Source organism: Sphingobacterium populi (genome assembly GCF_001586775.1).
Classification (GTDB): domain Bacteria; phylum Bacteroidota; class Bacteroidia; order Sphingobacteriales; family Sphingobacteriaceae; genus Sphingobacterium; species Sphingobacterium populi.
This window is the reverse complement of sequence record NZ_LQXS01000001.1, coordinates 376,203-396,285: the sequence shown is the minus strand read 5'-3', so window position 1 is coordinate 396,285 and position 20,083 is coordinate 376,203. Positions and strand designations below refer to the sequence as shown.

General features: G+C 43.2%; 13 protein-coding genes and 1 pseudogene. 3 read left to right on the top strand and 11 right to left on the bottom strand.

Going from position 1 to position 20,083, the window contains the following annotated elements:
- The first annotated feature begins 143 nt into the window (after nucleotides 1-143).
- From A0125_RS01495 to A0125_RS01485, 3 genes are all read left to right on the top strand, one after another.
- On the top strand, nucleotides 144-2,342 hold the full coding sequence (locus A0125_RS01495) for a TonB-dependent receptor plug domain-containing protein (protein WP_066751123.1): 2,199 nt from the start codon (nucleotides 144-146) through the stop codon (nucleotides 2,340-2,342).
- Nucleotides 2,343-2,367: 25 nt separating this feature from the next.
- On the top strand, nucleotides 2,368-3,600 hold the full coding sequence (locus A0125_RS01490) for a DUF4374 domain-containing protein (RefSeq protein ID WP_082784843.1): 1,233 nt from the start codon (nucleotides 2,368-2,370) through the stop codon (nucleotides 3,598-3,600).
- Between the two features lie 63 nt (nucleotides 3,601-3,663).
- Nucleotides 3,664-4,827: a PepSY-associated TM helix domain-containing protein gene (locus A0125_RS01485; RefSeq protein ID WP_066751117.1), complete on the top strand. Its 1,164-nt coding sequence runs from the start codon at nucleotides 3,664-3,666 to the stop codon at nucleotides 4,825-4,827.
- 848 nt (nucleotides 4,828-5,675) lie between these two features.
- Here A0125_RS01485 and A0125_RS16000 read toward each other — a convergent pair.
- From A0125_RS16000 to A0125_RS01445, 11 genes and pseudogenes are all read right to left on the bottom strand, one after another.
- Nucleotides 5,676-6,200 carry an MFS transporter gene (locus tag A0125_RS16000; protein ID WP_231863076.1) on the bottom strand — a complete coding sequence of 175 codons (525 nt, stop codon included), beginning with the start codon at nucleotides 6,198-6,200 and terminating at the stop codon, nucleotides 5,676-5,678.
- Nucleotides 6,131-6,967 (bottom strand): MFS transporter, encoded by an 837-nt coding sequence (locus A0125_RS15995; RefSeq protein WP_231863075.1) that lies wholly within the window; start codon nucleotides 6,965-6,967, stop codon nucleotides 6,131-6,133. The genes A0125_RS16000 and A0125_RS15995 overlap by 70 nt, the downstream gene beginning before the upstream one ends.
- Nucleotides 6,968-7,189: 222 nt before the next feature.
- Nucleotides 7,190-7,426, bottom strand: a complete 237-nt coding sequence (locus tag A0125_RS16480; RefSeq protein ID WP_231863119.1) for a glycosyl hydrolase family 65 protein — start codon at nucleotides 7,424-7,426, stop codon at nucleotides 7,190-7,192.
- Between the two features lie 84 nt (nucleotides 7,427-7,510).
- Nucleotides 7,511-9,267: pseudogene (locus A0125_RS01475) on the bottom strand (family 65 glycosyl hydrolase domain-containing protein); the annotation flags it as partial.
- Nucleotides 9,228-9,509, bottom strand: a complete 282-nt coding sequence (locus tag A0125_RS16295) for a hypothetical protein (protein WP_262507260.1) — start codon at nucleotides 9,507-9,509, stop codon at nucleotides 9,228-9,230. The gene A0125_RS16295 and the pseudogene A0125_RS01475, both read right to left, overlap by 40 nt.
- Before the next feature lie 75 nt (nucleotides 9,510-9,584).
- Nucleotides 9,585-10,238, bottom strand: a complete 654-nt coding sequence (gene pgmB, locus A0125_RS01470; RefSeq protein ID WP_066752651.1) for a beta-phosphoglucomutase — start codon at nucleotides 10,236-10,238, stop codon at nucleotides 9,585-9,587.
- A 108-nt stretch (nucleotides 10,239-10,346) separates the two neighbouring features.
- Nucleotides 10,347-12,215, bottom strand: coding sequence for a glycoside hydrolase family 13 protein (locus A0125_RS01465; RefSeq protein ID WP_066751114.1), 1,869 nt, complete (start codon nucleotides 12,213-12,215; stop codon nucleotides 10,347-10,349).
- A gap of 66 nt (nucleotides 12,216-12,281) precedes the next feature.
- The gene (locus A0125_RS01460) at nucleotides 12,282-13,346 is read right to left on the bottom strand and encodes a SusE domain-containing protein (protein WP_066751110.1); all 1,065 of its coding nucleotides are present in this window, start codon (nucleotides 13,344-13,346) and stop codon (nucleotides 12,282-12,284) included.
- 35 nt (nucleotides 13,347-13,381) lie between these two features.
- Nucleotides 13,382-14,965 carry a RagB/SusD family nutrient uptake outer membrane protein gene (locus tag A0125_RS01455; protein ID WP_066751109.1) on the bottom strand — a complete coding sequence of 528 codons (1,584 nt, stop codon included), beginning with the start codon at nucleotides 14,963-14,965 and terminating at the stop codon, nucleotides 13,382-13,384.
- Between the two features lie 23 nt (nucleotides 14,966-14,988).
- A complete protein-coding gene (locus A0125_RS01450; RefSeq protein WP_082784890.1) occupies nucleotides 14,989-17,946 on the bottom strand; it encodes a SusC/RagA family TonB-linked outer membrane protein in 2,958 nt (985 codons plus the stop codon).
- A gap of 279 nt (nucleotides 17,947-18,225) precedes the next feature.
- Nucleotides 18,226-19,242 (bottom strand): LacI family DNA-binding transcriptional regulator, encoded by a 1,017-nt coding sequence (locus A0125_RS01445; protein ID WP_066751107.1) that lies wholly within the window; start codon nucleotides 19,240-19,242, stop codon nucleotides 18,226-18,228.
- Nucleotides 19,243-20,083: the final 841 nt, after the last annotated feature.

Below are 20,083 nucleotides of genomic sequence, written 5' to 3'. Positions count from 1 at the left end.
TCATGCTCCCGACCGCTAATATATCTAATGGCTTTACCCGACATGTACTATCCTAAACCTTTACAAGGCGATAGGATTAATTTTTTTTGATTTACAAACAATTTCGTTGTAATATTGCACTTTATTTATTCTAATTCTAAATAGTGCCTGTAAAAACATATTTCCTTAAGCGCATACTTAGGCTACCGACTACTTATGTACTACTCACGGTTACACTACTTCTAACTGTAAGTCAATCAATTGCACAAGACACCATACCGAGTGATACCATAAAGCGTAAAAATGTTGACGAAGTACGGGTAGATGGAAATGCCACAATCCAGAAAATAAAAGAACAGAGCTATAATATTAATGTGATTGATGCGAAGCAGCTGTATAACTCTTCCATAGATATCAACCAAGCCTTGAATCGTACCACAGGTGTGCGTGTGCGCGAAGATGGTGGTTTAGGTTCGACCTTCAACTTCTCGCTCAATGGCTTTACCGGAAGACAGGTGAAGTTCTTTATCGATGGCTTGCCGATGGACAATTTCGGTTCTTCGCTATCGCTGAATAATTTACCCACCACCATGGCCGAGCGGATCGAGATTTACAAAGGCGTATTGCCGGTCAGTCTAGGTGCAGACGCCTTGGGCGGTGCCGTCAATATTGTTACACGCAAGAATGCCAACTACCTCGATGTATCGTATGGTTTTGGCTCCTTTAATACACATAAGGCAGGTATCAATGGCGCCTATACTGATGCCAAAACCGGATTTACGGTGCGAGCCAATGCTTTCTACAATTACTCTGATAATAGTTACCGTGTGCGTGTACGTCCGATCGATTTACAGTCCGGTCAATTTATGGAAGAGCGAGAAGTAAAGCGCTTTCATGATAGCTATAACTCCATTGGCGGTCAGGTAGATGTCGGGCTAACCAATCGCTCTTATGCCGATCACTTATTGTTTGGTGCAGTAGTATCGGGCAATGAGCGCGATATACAGACCGGCGTCATTATGGATCAGGTATTTGGGGCGCGCACGGCCAACAGTAGCTCGGTGATACCGACGCTGAAGTATAAAAAAAGCGATCTCTTTGTCGATAATTTAGACTTCACTTTATATAGTGCGTATAACCTCACTACAAACAACTTTATCGATACCACCCGCTTGCGGTACAACTGGTTGCAAGAAACTATTCCAACCAGCGCGGCCGAAGTAGTACGCAGTCAGCTGAAAAATAAGGATAATGAGCTATTGACCACGGCCAACCTGGCGTACAAATTAGGTGAGCATCAATCCTTATCCCTCAACTATCTATTGACCGACTTTCGCCGTCAGTCTAGCGATGTAGAAGATCCCAACAATCCGACTTTCGTGATGCCGCAAGGTTTGCGTAAGCAAAACCTGGGTTTAGCTTGGCAAACTACCTACGGAGGTTTGAACGCGACTGTGTTTGGCAAGTTGTTTATGCTGAATGCTAAATCCTTTGAGGACGTGTCCGCCACACCAACTCCAGACTATCAAGCCACTGCGCTAAGCAGGACCAATGGTGGCTATGGAACAGCGTTTTCCTACTTTATCCGCGAAGATTGGCAAGCAAAAGCTTCTTACGAGCATACCTATCGCCTGCCAGAAGCTACTGAATTGCTCGGCGACGGTTTATTTACCAGACGAAATACAAACCTGAGACCCGAACGTAGTGACAATATAAACGTAGGCATGCTGTATACCGTAATCAAGGAAGGGCAGCACCGATTAAATCTTGAGGGTAATTTTATTTTTAGAAATGCCAAAGACTATATTCGTCAGGATCAGCAACAATCCCAGCCGGTAGATCGGCAATTTATAAACGTAGGCGATGTGCGCACTACCGGTGGAGAAGCCGAGATTCGCTACGTGTGGAACGACCGCATTTTTGCCAATGTCAATGCCACCTACCAACGCATCATAGACCGTACCGAATTTATTGTGAGCGAAAACCTAAACGGCGTGACGCGTACGCCCAATCTCAATTACGGTTACCGCATTCCCAATATGCCCTACTTCTTTGGCAATGCCAATGTAGGTGCGCGCTTCGAGCCCTTTGGCAATGATCGTGATGTCCTCAATCTCAATTACAATGTCAATTTCGTAGAGCGCTATTACCTTACACCCAGTCAATTGGGCTTGAACAATACCGATATTATTCCTCAACAGGTATCGCACGACTTTATCGCAGATATCTCCTTCGGCAATGGTAAATACATCGTCGCCGCCGAATGCCGCAACCTGCTGAATAGCGAACTCTTTGACAATTACCGATTGCAAAAACCCGGTCGTTCTTTCTTTTTAAAACTCAGATATTTTATCACTCAATAAACATTTAATATTATAACACACTACCATGAATACAATAAAACTATCTCAACTATTGCGCAGCAGTTTATGCTTTGCTGTGGCACTTGGACTGTCATCTTGTAGCAAAGACGATACTAATCTAAACACTATTCCATTAGATGGCAATGTGTATACATTGGGCTTGGGAAGTACCACACCTGAAGGAACCACTAATTTTGTGGTATATACCAATGATTTGATGAATGGAACCATTTCTGTAGTAGGCAACGGTATTAAACAAGATGGATACCGTGATTATGCCAATATTGGGAATTATTTTCAGGCGGTAGGTGGCTTGGGGCTTACCGATGTCAATACCTACTTTGTGCAGGCGAATTCCTTGAATGTCAAAACTGGTTTAAACTTATCTGCGCGTCCGGTGGATACCATTGATCCTGACGGAAAAGGAGAAACCATGATCGCCGTCACTTTACCTGCAAAACCATCCGAAGGAACAGATTTATCATTTGTGAGCGTCGATGTTGCTTCTAACGCCATCACGTCGACCAAAAAAGTAACGGTAAATAACACCAAATTCCCCATCAATAACGAATGGATGTTGCACACGGGGCTAGCGATCCGCGGCAATCAAGCTTTCCAGACCATCCTTCCATTTGATTCAGAAGGTTGGAATACGAGAGTGACCGACAAGACTTATGTAGCGGTATACAGCTATCCAGAGTTTGTATTAGAGAAAGTAATTACCGACGAGCGTACTGGTCCAGCTGGCGCATTCGGAACGCGCTCGGGCATCTTCGCGACCGAGTCTGGCGATATCTATACTATTTCCCACAGCGGATATGGTTATAACCAACGTACCAAAGAACCAGCGGTATTAAAAATTGCTGCTGGAACTTCCACTTTTGATACCGACTATTTGTTCGAAACCATGAAAGCAGAAAATGGCGGTCGTATCGTGCACGCGATCTATATTGGCAACAATAAGTTGTTTGCTACGGTGAGTACAGGTACTCAGGCAAGCCAATGGGCAGATGATAACTTGAAGTTTGCGATCGTAGATTTGAAGGAAGAGAAGATCACGGCAGTGGCCGGTTCGCCAACCTTTAGTGGCAACGGTGGTCGTAGCTTCGCCGCATTTCACAGAAATGGTAAAGCCTACGCTGCTGCCACGGTAAACGACGTGCTCAATATTTACGAAATCGATCTTAATCGCGCTACCGCACGCAAAGGTGCGCAGGTAGATGCCTCCTTTGTAGGTGGTCTAGGACAAATTAAATAAAAAACACCTAGTTAAATAGAATTCCGATGCTTTGTACCAAAGCATCGGAATTCTTATGAAGAGATGAGAGAAAAAAAGACCAAAAAGGGGACATCACTTTTTAGAAAAACCAATGACTGGCTGCATTTATGGTTGGGGCTAGCATCTGGTATTATTGTATTTATTGTGAGTATCACTGGCTGTATCTATACCTTTCAGCGGGAGATCAAAGATGCGTTAGAGCCTTGGCGCTTTGTCGAGGTAGAAGCGCAGGGTTTCGTACCGCCAAGTAGACTGCTAGACACTGCCGCCAAATATATGCCCGGCAAGAAAGCGAGCGGACTAACCTACAGCGACGCTACCGGAGCTGCTGCCATTGGATTTGTCGGAAAAGAAAATGGTAAACGGACATTCTCTGCCGTGTTTCTAAACCCTTATACCGGCGAATACCTGCGTACACAGCAGGTTTTGGGTGAGGGCACATTCGACTTTTTTCGATTTGTGATCGATGGCCACCGCGCGCTGTGGCTACCTTACGAAATCGGTCGACCGATTGTAGGTGTAGCCACGCTGATATTTGTGGTATTGCTGATCACAGGATTGGTCATGTGGTGGCCGAAGCGGTGGAATAAATCGAATCGCGACAAAAGCTTTAAAATCAAATGGAGCGGTAGATTTAAACGGGTAAATTACGATTTGCACAATGTACTCGGATTCTACAGTTTGCTGCTGGCGCTGGCCTTAGCCATCACCGGTTTGGTGTATAGCTTTACTTGGTTCGACAAGGCAGTTTATTTTGTCGCCTCTGGTGGCGATATAAAAGAAGGTCATCATCATCCGCATTCTGATTTGGCAAACAAGGATCTTGAGTGGACTGCGGCAACCTCACCTCTCGATAGTGCTTGGTATGCCACATTAGCACAAGTAGATCGTGTGGGAGGTATGTATATGACGCCCTATTTGAAGGACGAAGACGATTCTTACGAAATCTTGATTTATCATAACGCGGATTCGTATTACGATCAAAGCGCTTTTTTCTACGACCGCTATACCCTGGAACCCTTGGAAATGGACGGAAGTAAATTTAGCGAAGCCAAATTTGCTGATCGCCTTGAGATGATGAATTATGATATCCATATCGGGGCAATCGGTGGCCTTCCTGGTAAGCTTTTGGCATTTTTTATCAGCTTAATTTGTGCTAGTCTACCCATTACCGGCTTTCTGGTCTGGTGGAATAAAAGAAAATAAACAGAGCGCAAAGCTCTTCTGCATATAAAGACCTTCCTCTCGACGAGAGGAAGGTCTTTATATTTTCATTTCTTTTGATCTTTTATCTCTCTAGCCTTTAGAAGGATGGAATCCGCTACTTTTTTTTCCTTGTACCTTGATTCTTTGGGATGGGCTAATGATTAGTAAAACTTTGCACATATCAGGTATAGACCAACACAAGTCGATATCAGCATCTACCATAATTTTACAATGATGAGCAATACAGAAACATCCTCATGGCACAGTATTTCTCGAGCATCCAGTATGTTTTCTGCTTCAAAAAAATGGTCTTAAAACATACCAAAAAATGGTATAACAAAGAAATGCTATTCATTATGTCAATTAATAGCTACAAAATAAAAAATTATTAGCTAACAAACTCACTATTAGGCATTAAACGTGTTATATATCAACATCTTGGTCTAAATTTAAACGAATATTACCTCGTTAATTACTTTAAATGAAGCCTTTTATGAACGCTAAGCTACTCTCATTCCATACCTGCAGAGGTGAAGACATTAAACTACCTATGGATGAAATACTCTGCTATTCATCGAGTCGATTTACATGCAATAAATGCGAAGGATCCATGCTTTATACTAAAGATCGGCTAATTCATGTTAGTGAAAGACCATCGTTTATTAGCATTATAATCCATATCGCTAACTGGGACTAAAGATAGTTGAAGTAATTATTGTGCAAAGAAAACCTTAATACAATAGCCTTTTATTTACTGTAAAAGACTTACCACTATTCAACCCAATTAATGATAACCTAGTCTATACCTTATCCCCCTAAGATAGACGACAATATTTATTATCGATCGGCTATTCACTAATTTTGCGTACACTAATCGCTCCGATAATCATCAAACATCCTGCACCAAGCAATGCGTATATGGCTTGTCCCTGGAATGCATATTTTATCAAAAACCCACTAGTCAATCCACTGACAATCTGAGGAAAAGTAATAAAGAAGTTGAACAAGCCCATGTACAAACCCATTTTTCTAGCTGGCAAGCTATCACTTAATATCGCATAAGGCATCGCCAATATACTACCCCACGCTATCCCGATTCCTACCATAGCAATAATCAGCATCTCGGGCGTACTCATGAAGTAAATTGATCCCAAAGCCAAACCGCCCACTGTCAATGACAAAGCATGAGTAGATTTACGACCAATAAGACGAGCGATACGTGGCAAACATAATGCGTAAATAGCTGAAACGGCATTGTAAATACCAAAGAGTACCCCAACCCAGTTACTCGCATCAGCATAACCTACTGAAGCGGTATCTCCCGCAGGAACCCGATAAATATGTTCGGCAATCGCGGCGTAGAAAACACCCACATAAGAAAGAGTGCAAACCAAGAGCAAAATTGTACCACACCTAATTGACGCATTGCCGCTGGCATATTTTTAATGTCGTCTGCCAAGCCTGAGAAAAATCCTCGCTTGATCAATGGTTGGGTCACCACGATAGTATCCCCCGTTTCGAAGCTCTCCAATTGTTCAGGTGTATATTCTTTAGTGGTAAATACAGTCCACAAAATACTTACGATAAGGACGGCTGCACCAACGTAAAACGAATAGATCACATTGTCGGGAACAAAACCTGCTTCGGCAATTTTAGAGACACCAATATATTCTGCTAAAAGATAAGGAAGCCATGAACCCAACACCGCCCCTAACCCAATTAAAAAGGTCTGCATCGAAAAACCTAAACTCCGCTGCTCTCTAGGAAGATTATCAGCAATTAAGGCGCGGAAAGGCTCCATGGTCACATTAATCGAGGCATCCATAATCATTAACATACCTGCGCCAATCAATAATGGTGGCAGCATCGCCGACAATACGGCCGAGTTGGGCATAAATATCAGTGCAATAGCGGTAAACACTGCCCCAGCTAAGAAATAGGGTCTGCGCCGACCTAACCTATTCCAAGTGCGATCACTGTAGTGGCCGATGATCGGTTGTACAATCATTCCAGTTAAAGGTGCAGCTAGCCAAAATAGTGACAAATGCTCGACATCAGCTCCAAAGGTTTGCAGAATACGCGAAGCGTTACCATTCTGTAGTGCAAAGCCCATTTGAATACCTAGAAACCCGAAGCTCATGTTAAATATTTTCGCTAGACTCAGCGATGGTTTTAGGATAGATTTATGCATGATAATTGGTATATATTGATTATTCCTTGTTCAGTTTCGTTGTCAATTAGTAGATGTTAGACTGATCTTAGTTTGAATTGGTATTAAAATAATAAAATAAACGATTTATTCGCCGGAGGTGCACAGAACTTTTGATTTGAAACTTTTAACAAACACATCGTTACTAATCTATTAGGCACTATTTTCCAATGAGTATGCAAGATCTAGTTTGCCTGATGATGCAATGCGATGAACAGTATGGGCAATTACTACATCAGCAGAATGCTGCCCCGAATTCGTGATTTGAACCCCTGCCCTATTGATAGTAACTTGAAGATCTGCACCGCGGAACGTAATACGGAAGCAGTAACTTGTCCACTGCGAAGGCAATATTGGCTGGAAATGTACTTTTCCATCACGAACGCGCATACCTGCAAATCCTTCCACGATCGTCATCCAAGTGCCAGCCATGGATGTAATATGTAATCCATCTTCTGTATCGTTGTTATAATCGTCCAAATCCAATCGAGAGGTACGCAAATAGAATTCGTACGCTTTATCTTCCTTGCCTAACTTGGCTGCAATAATTGCATGGACACATGGCGATAGCGAACTTTCGTGTACCGTCATCGGTTCGTAGAATCATAATTGCGACGGATCGTATCCAAATCGTACTGCTCTTCTAAAAAGTATAAACCTTGCAATACGTCTGCCTGTTTGATGTAGCAGGAACGTAAAATACGATCCCAACTCCATTTTTGATTCAATGGGCGCTCGGAGGCTGGCAACTGACTCACCGGAATCAATTCTTTGTCCAAAAACCCATCTTGCTGCAGGTAAACGCCACGCTCCGCATCTTCTGGATAATACATATTGGCGACGATATGTTGCCATTTCTCTTTTTCTGCGGTCGCAAATGATGTGGTTTGTAGAATATACTGTACCCGATCTGGGTTTGATGACGCAAACTGGTCGATAACTTCGGACGTATACTGTAAACACCAAGCAGCAATGCGATTCGTATACCAATTGTTGTTCACGTTATTTTCATATTCATTCGGACCGGTTACGCCCAACATCACATACTGTTGCTTCGCTTCGCTCCAGTTGACGCGTTGCGCCCAGAAACGGGCAATACCTAACAGTACTTCCAATCCGTATTCCTGCAGATAGCTCGTATCGCCGGTATAACGTACATAATTGTAAATGGCAAACGCAATAGCACCATTACGGTGGATTTCTTCGAATGTAATTTCCCATTCATTATGACATTCTTCGCCATTGATAGTCACCATAGGATACAGCGCAGCCCCATCTTTAAAACCTAGCTTAGCAGCATTTTCAATGGCTTTCTGCAAGTGTTTATGTCGATAAATTAGGAGATTACGTGCGATCTCGGGCTTGGTGGTGGCCATGTAGAATGGAATGCAGTAAGCTTCAGTATCCCAATAAGTAACACCGCCATATTTCTCTCCAGTGAAGCCTTTAGGGCCAATATTCAGTCGGTCATCTTCTCCATTGTAGGTTTGGTACAATTGGAATATATTAAAACGAATGGCCTGCTGCGCGGCTACATCGCCTTCAATCTGGATGTCGCTATCTTTCCAGATTTTTGCCCAGCCTGCTGCTTGTTGTACCAGTAATTGCTCGAAGCCAATATCAGCTACGGTTTGCAGCAAAGCTTTGGCATTAGCCGACATTTCGGCTACAGGATGGTTTTCGCTGGTCAGGATGACAGCGTATTTTGACAGGGTAGCCTCCTGCCCGCTTTCCAAAGTAAACTCATATTGCTGCGCCACATATTTCTCACGGTCGATTACCTGACTCACGGCTATAGATCGGCCATCGTGCACAAGTTGTTGGGTGACTCGGGTGTGCACATCAAATCCTGTCTTTTTGGTCTTCAACTGCAAGCTAATATGCTCTTCATTTGCCGAACGGGTAATTTCATCCCAAAATTTCTCATCGTAGTTGGAATCGCGATTGCTGATATCACCATCCAATCCGCTCTCTAAGACCAAATGAGCAGCACCTTGTACGACGCGAATCTGATATGAGAGTGCCGCCGATTGCGACTCTGCGACGCTGTACAATCGTTGGGAAGTAATAGCAAGCTGCGTGCCGTCTGGCATCTTAATTCCTACGGTACGATGCAATACACCAGCTTGCATATCTAACCTTCTTTCGAACTGGGTCACGGTGACTTTTGCCAGATCGAGTAGCGCGCCATTCACCGTAAGGTGCAATCCAATCCAATTGGTGGAATTGATGACTTTGGCAAAGTATTCGGGATAACCATTTTTCCACCAACCGACGCGGGTTTGTCAGGGTAATAGATGCCGGCGACGTAACTACCTGAAAGTGTCTTGCCCGAATAATCTTCCTCAAAGTTAGCCCGCTGTCCCATCCGACCATTTCCGATGGAAAAAATGCTTTCCGATATCTCGTTGTATTCTGGTCTGAACTGATCTTCTATGATCTGCCACGGGTCTTTTACTATATAATCCTTCATCTATGTGTTATCTATCTTTTGACCTTGAATTTAATCTGGACACATTGTATCCCTAACTCCTTCTTGGTGCTACTCTTAATATACTAGTTTGCTTAAATTGGGCACGAGCACATCGGCTTCGGGCAATGCGCCTTCGTCGCCAATACCGATCACGGCCATACCTCCAGCGATTGCGGCAGCGACGCCGGCTTCGGCATCTTCAAATACCAGACAGTCTTCAGGCGGAAAGCCCAATTTTCGTGCTGCGCATATAAATACTTCTGGGTTGGGCTTGGACAACGTCACTTCGTTGCCATCTACAATCGCATCGAAGAAGCGGGCAATGCCGGTCTTTTCCAAAATGAGTGGTGCATTTTTGCTAGCAGATCCTAAAGAGATTTTCTTGCCTGCCGAGCTTGCTTGTTCTAAAAAATCCAATACTCCCGGAAGCAGATCGGAGGCCGTCATCCGGGCGACCATCTCTAAGTACCAATCGTTCTTCTGCTGCGCAAGTGCCAACTTTTCGTCTTCGGTCTTGCTCACTCCTCCCCAATGCAGTATTTTTTCTAATGATTCTACCCGACTTACTCCTTTGAGTTGCTCATTTTGAGCTACCGTAAAATCAAAACCTAATTCATTGGCCAAGCGCTTCCACGCTTGGTAGTGGAATACGGCAGTATCTACCAACACACCGTCCAGATCAAATATGTAAGCTGGACGATTTAATAAGGTCGTTGTTCCTGATGTCATGTTGCTTTGTTGTAGTTTGTGTTGTATATGCAGATTGGCTACTATTTGATCACCAAAATCTGTCGATCTGCTTTTATTTAGGAGCGTCATTCAAGAATGCTCCTTGCTTTATCGTAACTCTAATGCTAATGCCGTAAATCCGGGAACGGTAATTTGATCGTTGATTTTCATTTCACGTTGGGCTACCACATCCCAACCAGATTTATAGTCCTGTATGCGTTCCGAAAATCGTTGAGTTTTAATGGACTTTTCCCCTTCATTGGTATTCATAATCACCATTACTGTTTTCTGATCATCATAGCGGAAGTAAACGTAAATACCATCTTCAGGTACGTACTGCATCAACTTTCCTGTTTGCAGCACTTGGTTGTCTTTGCGGTATGTAGCCAACTTTTTCACATGGTCGAATACGCTATTTTCAGTATCATTTCGGCCTTCGCTTACAAACTTATTTTGCTGATCTCCTTTCCATCCGCCTGGGAAATCTTCCCTTACTTTCCCGTCTGGATCTGCAAAATTTTTCATCGCTATTTCAGCGCCGTAATATAATTGTGGAATGCCGCGTGTGGTCAAAAGCCATGTCAAACCCGATTTGTATTTGTTGATGTCTTCGCCGACAATTGACAAAAATCGACTCACATCGTGATTATCTAAGAAGACGACATTCCGTGTCGGATCTTTGTAGATATAATCATTGGCTAAGGTGCTGTACAAGGCATTTACCCCCTCTGTCCAGCCGAAAGGTTCTGTAAACGTTTTATTAATCGCGTGGAAGGTTTGAAAGTCGGTAACCGCTTGTAAGTGCGTATCGAAGTGCTGATTGATGGTGCTTCCTTCGGTAAAAACGGCTTGATTTGTCATACCGTTGACCCACGTTTCCCCAAAATAGGTCATACTCGGATATTCTGCGGTAATATCTTGTGCCCATTTGGCCATGTACTCGGCATCATTATAGGCATACGTATCTAGACGAAATCCGTCGACACCAGCATACTCGATCCACCAGATATGGCTCTGGGTGATGTAATTTTGCATGAACTCAGTGCGCTGATTAAGGTCAGGCATAGAAGGTACAAACCAGCCATCGGTCATCTTACGTTTGTCGGACTGCGCGGCGTAAGGATCAAATAGTACTTGATCTTTGTAGGTGGTGTTGGTGTATTCGTCCCAGTTATTGAGCCAATCTTGGTAAGGCTTATCTTTTACTGTCCAGTGCTCAGCGCCCACGTGATTGTGTACCAAATCCTGAATCAGTTTCATATCCCTTTTGTGTAGCTCATCGGCCAATTGGCGATACAATTCATTGGTACCTAACCGTGGATCGACTTGGTAAAACTCGGTAGCCGCATAGCCGTGGTAAGAAGCTTTTTCCATATCGTTTGTCAACACAGGATTAAGCCATACAGCCGTCACGCCCATATCCTGTAGGTAATCTAGATGATCGATAATCCCTTGGATATCGCCACCATGACGATAATACAAGGAGTCGCGGTGCAAGTTGGTTTCGCGTGCGCCTTGGATCACATCATTAGAAGGATCGCCATTGGCAAAGCGATCGGGCATGATGAGGTAGATTAAATCTTCGTTGGTCACGCCTTGCGCTTTCTTTTGCTTGGCATCGCGTGCCGCTAAAGTATAAGGCATGACGATATCTTCCTTTTCTGGCTCAGAAAAAACAATCTTGAACTCGCCGGCTTTGGTCTTAGCATCGATTTTCAAATCAAGAAACAAATAGTTCGGATTTTCTACCCGATGTACTTTGAGCAGTTCCACACCTTTGTGATTAATCTTTGGGGTACGTGTACCAAGGTCTTTATGAAAAACCATCAATTGTACATTCGGATTTTTCATACCTACCCACCAACTTAATGGGGCGATTCGCGGTTCGTCACTCTTCCTCATGTGTTGTGAGAATGCCGTAGTCGTTCCAAAAATCAATAACCAGATTAGGCTGGCAAAAAAAGGTTGCATCTTCATAGTTGTTCGTCTTAATAGCTAAAAAAGGTATCCTCACGAAAGGTGAGGATACCGTGGTATTCTGTTTTACTGTGCTTCTATGGTGTAGGTATAGTAGCCTGCGTTGCGAAGATCGAGCGTGACTAAGTAACGCCCGCTTTCTGCGATTCGTAGATTGCCACCGCCGTTGCTGAGTACACCATTGCGTGCTCCAGCGCCAAGGTTGATGGTGTAGGCATTATTCGCGCGGAACTTAAATTCGTCTGCATTCATGTCTAATGTAGCTGTCCACAATCCGCTACTCGCATCATAGGATAGTGCCACATCATCGGTATCGCCCCATCCTGCCGCCGCAGCGCCAATAATACTCCAAGTTACCGGCGTAGCAGACCAATCTAATGTTTCGGTATCTGCTTTCAGCAAATAATAACCTGCTGCTGGAACTTCTAAGTTTCCGGCATCGCCGGCGACGCTCAACTTACCAGCTGCAGCTGCTGCGCCGTAGTTGATGCCATCCCAGTTGGCTTGGCTAGAAAACTTAAATGCTAAATTGCCAGCTGTAAAATTGGCATAACCTTCGTATTTGCTATCGCCGTCAATCGAACCGACGCGGAAATCATTGCTATGCGACCAACCATTCAACGCACCAGCGATAAATAAAGAAGGTAATAGCACCACGTCTTCATATGGCGTGGCTTTTAATTCAATAACGTTGGAGTATAAAATATTATTCGGCGCTAAGGACATCGCTAGCCGAGCCAGCAAGACAGTAGGCTGTTCGGGAGCTACTTTGGCTTCCAACAAAGCGGTATTGAGCGTATTCACCGTAATGCTTGCTGAAGTTCCTTCTGCATCTACCGTGAGCACCGGACTTCCTTGGAAATTGCGCTCTTGCGTCGTAATTTGAAGACTATAACGCAAGATATTACTGCTTACCGCCTCATTTGACCAGTTGACTTCTAATGGCGACCAATTGAATGTAAAGGCCGTGTCGGTTGCATTTTGCTGTAGCAATACAGCCGAATCAGCCGATGCCGTTAGTGTAGGCAGCTCACCTGTAGTGACGGTGACCATCTCGGTATCCTTCTCGCAAGATCCTAATGTGCTGGCCACACATGCCATCGCTACTGCTATAATATGATTGAATTTCATGTTCGTATATTCCTAAATTTCACAATTAGTTTGAATTAATAGCCTGGGTTTTGCGTCAGGTTTGGATTGGCAATCACGTCAGAAGCAGGCAAAGGATAAATGGTTCTGAACTCTGGAACCGATGTACCTGCTGCTGTACCACCTTTAAATGGCCAAACGTATGCTGCACCAGTATAACGACCAAAACGAATCAAATCGGTACGGCGGTAGCCTTCCCAGTAAAATTCGCGCGCACGCTCGTCTAAAATAAAATCCAGGTTGATGCTGCTCACATCACCGGTATTGTTGCCGTAAGCACGACGACGTACAATATTCACATAACTGATAGCTTCATTTATATTACCTCCACCACCACGTAATACTGCCTCAGCGTAAATCAGGTATGCATCTGCCAAACGCATTAATGGGAAGTCGGTCGAAACCTGTGTACCATCGTTGGAAGGTGCAGCTACACCATTGCGATCCACGTTTTTAAATTTTGTAACGGCAAGGCCTTGTACAAAAACAGCCGGGTCCGTAATGTTGGGATCTTCGCCGAAGAACATCGCTCTACGATCGGTCTGCCCACTTGGATCAGCAAATTTGGCGGGCAATGTACGACGGCTCCGATTGCCGCCCCATCCGCCACTAGGAATACCTAAGGCGGCCATATTCATACCCGAACCGCTGGAAGAATTTACCAAGAAAGTAGTTCCGCCAAAGTTTTGGGTTCTGATGGCGTCATAGTTAATGGAAAGAATCACTTCATCCTGCCCAATATTATTATCTGCTATAAATAGGTGTGCGTAATTTTCCTTTAGCGTATAAGCTGAATTAATGACACGCGAGGCATAGGTAAGTGCATCTTGATAACGGCCCGTGCCGGTGTACACTTCCGCATTCAGGTACAATTTGGAAAGCAACATCCACGCTGCTGCTTGATCGGCACGCCCATATTCATTCTGCCTTGGTGCCACCAATTCTTCCTGTACGGCCAGTAATTCAGATTCTACATAATTAAATAGATCTACACGGCTAATCTGCTGTGGTGGGGTTTTACCAATCGTGTTTTCTTCGGTTACAAATGGTGGATTACCAAACAAGTCCATCATCACCCAATACTGATAAGCACGCAGAAAACGAGCTTCGGAGCGAAAACCACGTACAGCTTCTGCATCTTCACCCACAATACCGCGGTTAGCTAGATTTTCATCAGAACTCTCCCGAATAAAGTCATTAGCAACAGTGATCTGATACATAGAACGGGCATACATACCTAAAACCATCACATTATTGGAAGACCAGGTTAGGCTATTTATCTCCGATACGCCTGGATCTTGTATCCAAGCACAAATGGCATTATCGGAAGCTACTTCCTGTAAATTAAAATATAAGCGTAAGAAATCGGATGCTCCAGCATCGATACCGGCAATATCTCCATCACCGGAGGTGCCTCTACCGCCAGACATAGCCATACTGCCATATACCTTGCCTAAAGATTGTTTGTAGCCTTCAACGGATTGATACACGACCTCAGAGGTCACGTCGTTAAGCGGAACTAAATCTAGCTTATCGTGGCAAGAAGATGCGCTGACCAGACTAGTTGCAGCGACTATATAGGTTATAAATTTGCGTTTCATACTGTTTTCTCTTTAAAATTGGATTACAAATCAAGGTTTACACCCAAGACAAAAGTGCGTGGACGTGGATACAGGTTATTGTCAATACCACCTTGTATTTCTGGATCAATGCCAGGATAGCCACTTAACACAAACACATTTTGCACGTTACCCGATACGCGGACATTTTTCCCTTCACCTAAAGCATTCATGAAATTATAACCCACTGAAATATTATCCATACGGAGGAATGATCCGTCGTGTAGGTAAAAATTGCTCAACGCTCTATTGTTGATGAAATTGGTATTTGTTAATGAACTTGGTGCATTGTTGATTACAGGAATTGGGCTAAGCACATTGTTACGTATAGCCAGATTAGAGCTGATGTTGTCATAGATATACTGTCCTAGGTTCGAACGTAGCACCGTGCTGAAGCTCCAGTTTTTGTACTCGACACCCGTAGAGAATCCTAATAAATATCTTGGAAGCGGTGAACCGAAAAGTTGACGATCAGACTCATTGCCAACGCCATCTCCATTGATATCGGCATATACTCCTTCTAATGGACGACCATCCGGACCGTAGATCTGCTGTTGCAAACGGTAGGTGAACGGGCTGTATCCTACCACATGTGCTTGGACATTTTGTCCGGTACCACCAGTAATACCGCCAACTTCGACGAAGTAATTTGGATCAGCAACAGCGGTCAGGTTAGTCACCTTGTTTGTATTGTATGTGAAGTTAAAATTGACATTCCAACTGAAATTTTCGCGACGTACTGGGATAGCATTTAAGTTGAATTCTACCCCAGTATTTTCCATGTTACCCACATTAGTCAGTAGGCGGTTACTGAAGTTGGTACCGATTGGAATAGGAATCGTACTCAATAGATCACGTGTTTTTTTACGGTATACATCGATACTTCCATCTATGCGATCACCCAAAATACCAAAATCAACCCCGGCATTATAAGTCGCCGTACTTTCCCAGCGTAGATCACTATCGTATGCAATTGGAGAGTAGGTTCGGTAAAACTCATCGCCAAATTGGTACTGCGCTTCGTTGACACTCAAATAATAGTTCGGCAGATATGAATAGTTAGCAATACCATCTTGCTGACCGGTAACACCATAACTCAAACGAAGATTCAACTTGGATAAATTCGTAACATCTTCCAAGAAAGATTCGCGGTTTACTCTCCAGGTTACACCCGCCGATGGAAATACGCCCCAACGGTTTTCTGGACTATAGCGTGAGGAACCATCCGCACGTAGTGTTCCCGAAATGATATATTTCTCATTAGCTGTATACGTTGCTCGTCCAAAATAGGAGATCAATCTATTCTGCTGAATGTCTCGAGGAAATACCGGCTCCGTCAATACCGATCCGTCCGCACGCAAACTTGGGTAATTATTGGTGGCAGTTTGATAATCATAATATCCATATCCCGCCGTCGCATCCAAGTGACCGTTGATACCAGAAAAAGTTTTATTATAATTTAAATAAAACTCGCCCACTAAGTTGGTATAGTCGTTCATAAAACGTGTCTGTAAACCTTGTGTGCGGTTTTCCATCGCGGCGAACTCAGGCACAAATATGCCTCCTTGCCCTCGGGAGATATCATATCCTAAATTCAGGTTTGCTCTTAAACCGGAAATAAATGGCATCGTATAATCGATCTGCACATTACCAAAACTGCGCGCTACTTTTGCATCGTCGTCTTTCAGGTTTATCATTGCCAATGGGTTGCGAGGCGCCAATGGATGAGGCAAATCTCCCTGCATGTACTCGAAATAATTTCCATAGGCATTCTCTTGGTAAACAGGTTGGGTGGGATCAAATACAATGGCAGAACCAATCGCACCATCATTCGCAAACATGGAGTTCTGCAGTGATCCTTTTAAGTTCAACTCTACTTTTAGACTGTTGTTAAAAAACTTTGGTGTTACCGATAGACTGGCACTGGTACGATCCATCACATCTCTTTTTAATACCCCTTGCTGGTTTAGGTAACCAACAGAAGCACGATAAGGAAGACCCTTGTAGGCGCCTGCAATACTCACATTATTGTCTGTAGTGAATGCGGTGCGATAAATCTCGCGTTGCCAATCCGTGTTTTCAGTACCCAAACGAGCGATTTGCGCTGCCGTGCCATACGTGTTCACATAAGAACGTAAACTATCTGCCGACATCACTTCGTAGTACTTATCGATTGTGGATAACGAATTTACCGTGCTAAAATTAATTCGTGGTGCACCGCTTGTACCTTTTTTAGTCGTGATCAGCACTACCCCATTAGATGCACGAGATCCATAGATAGCCGTGGCATTGGCATCTTTCAATACCGTAAACGACTCAATATCATTCGGGTTAATCAGTGACATTGGACTAGCTGAACCATTAATAGTTGTTGGACTAAATGGTACTCCATCAATCACATATAAGGGATCATTACTGGCATTTAACGACGCGCCGGCACGAATACGAACGGTACTTCCTGATCCAGGACGCCCACCAGAAGACGTAATCTGAACTCCGGCAGCTTTACCCTGAATTAATTGTTCAGGAGTCGTAATGACGCCGCTCTGGAAATCTTTGGATCCGATCGCTGTAATTGAACCGGTTAATTGATCCCGTCTTTGCGTACCGTATCCAATAACGACAACTTCCTCCAGATTGCTAGAAGATGCTTGCAGTTGAATGTCTAGCGTGTTGGATCCCGCATTAACAACGATAGACTGTTGTGTGGTTTCAAAGCCGACAACCTCTACGATAACGACACGATTACCCAAAGGAATAGAATTAAATGCATACTCCCCAGTCTCATTGGTCGAAATAGCTAATTGCGTACCTAACACGCGGACTGTCGCTCCCTGTACAGCTTCTCCACTACCATTCGTGACACGTCCCGAAAGATGGTTGGTTTGTGCAAAAGCAGACATGAACAGCACCATCAATAAGCTAATGCTCATCACTGTGCGTAATGTAAAATTGCTGATCATAATACTAATTTGGTTTATAAATATATTTACTGTGTGTTTTTCTCGGTCGATAACAGTGCTTGGTAGATCAAATAAATCTGACCAAAAATTTAAATTACCGTCAGCAAACTCCATAGCTGACGGATTACCTTACTTACACCCTTATGTTTTTCTGTATTCTAATTTATAATTGAGGCCTAGAGCCAATATCATCAAAATGAGAATGTTCCCGGGAACGTTCCCAAATCAACGCTAAGGTAGTAGAAAAAATAATTTACACAAAGGAACTGCAAAAATATTTTAGGCCTTTTTGCTAGAATTTTGAAAGATAAGTTCGGAGTCTAAGAATATAATCTCACGAATGCCATCGGATTTGCGACCGCGCAGTATATCAAATAGTTGTGTGGTGGCTTGTACCCCCATCTCGTAAGCAGGCTGCTTAACTACACTGAGCGACGGTTGTAACATATCTGCAATATCAAGGCAGGAGAAGCAAATGAGTTTGAGGTCGTCCGGGATGGTGAGCCCAAGTTCCCTAGCAACTCGAATAGTACTCATCGCCAGCCGCTCTACCGAAGCAAATATGGCATCTGGCTGCTCCATATTTATTAGTACTTTAATGTCTTCGTAATTAACGAGGGCATCATTGGAAGTATCTAAAATAAGATTTGGATCTACTGTTAAGCCTGCTTCCTTCAATGCTTTTTTATAGCCCTCCATCCGTATTTTTCCGATAGACACATCTTTGTTGACAGCTAAATAAGCAATACGGCGAGCACCGTTTCCGATGAGATGCTTAGTCGCCTCGTAGCTCGAATCGAAGTCATTTCCCGTAATACATGCAGTAGGTACATCTTCATAATAGCGATCAAAAAAGACTAGTGGAACTTGATTGCTTTCGAGCAACTTAAGATATTCATGGTTATTTCCCTCACCCGAGCCTGACATAATCACGCCATCCACACGCCCATTCACTAAAGTACGGATAATATCCGCCTCTTTTTCGGCGCTATGATCCGTCACGTAAATCAATACATGGTATCCATTATTGCGAGCTACCCACTCAATCCCTTTAATTGCTTGTGAGAAAAATTTATTACCAAATTCTGGGATTATAATAGCAATCGTATTACTCTTACTGCCCCGCAGATTGCTTGCATATAAATTTGGAATAAAACCTAGCTCCTTGGCCTTCTCCAGTATAAGCGAACGTGTTTTAGGATTAATATCTGAACCATCGCGAAATGCACGAGATACCGTAGATTTGGAAAGCCCCAATTCCACAGCTAATTTTACTATGGTGATGTTATTTGCCATGCCTTTTGATTAAGCAAACATAGCTAAAAAACAAATTATTTGACTAGGTTATCATTCTTATACAAAAAGCAAAGCTTGGAAAATAATGATCCTTTGTAGTACGATGCTTGATTACTAAAACTTACATAATATGCTAAGTAAGCAAAGAGAAAACAAAAAAAATAGAGGTTTTTAAAATTTAATCTACTGGAAAATATCACCTTTTAGATATTAAATAAGGTTTTCTCCCGCAACTGTAGCATTTATATCTCTTGAGGGGTAGAAAGAAAAGAATCGTTTTCACAATCGTTGGACGTGGAATACGATCAAGAAGCTGACCTCTGCGACATATCGGGCAAAGTTTGACAGCTTCATGTACTAATTTATGAGTTTTCATAATAATTAGATAAACTTATAAAAATACAAGCCTTGTTAATAGATGTTTGAACAGCAAAAATACAGCAAAAAAATTAATGTTAAACCATTTTAATGGTAATATTCTTAATGTTACAAATGGTTTGGATGCTATTGTTTGAACTTCTGGCTCTTGGCCAAACTAATATTAAAACTATTACATGCGTACAGGGATAGCCGATAAGTTCCAATAACCGGTAACGTGTTTCCAACTTCGACATTGCCAAGTACCTGTCTCCTAGCGGAACTTTAAACAAATACCACCATAATGCAACAGGTGGGTACCGTGCACTAGTGCATATCATGACTTCGCTCAAACTTGGTGACCAAAGTAGAGCGTCAATAAAGTAAACTCAACCTAAGATAAAGAAGCATACAATATTAACAAAAGCAACATTGTTGCTTTTGTTAATATTGTTCTTATTTTTGTAGCATGATCTACATTATC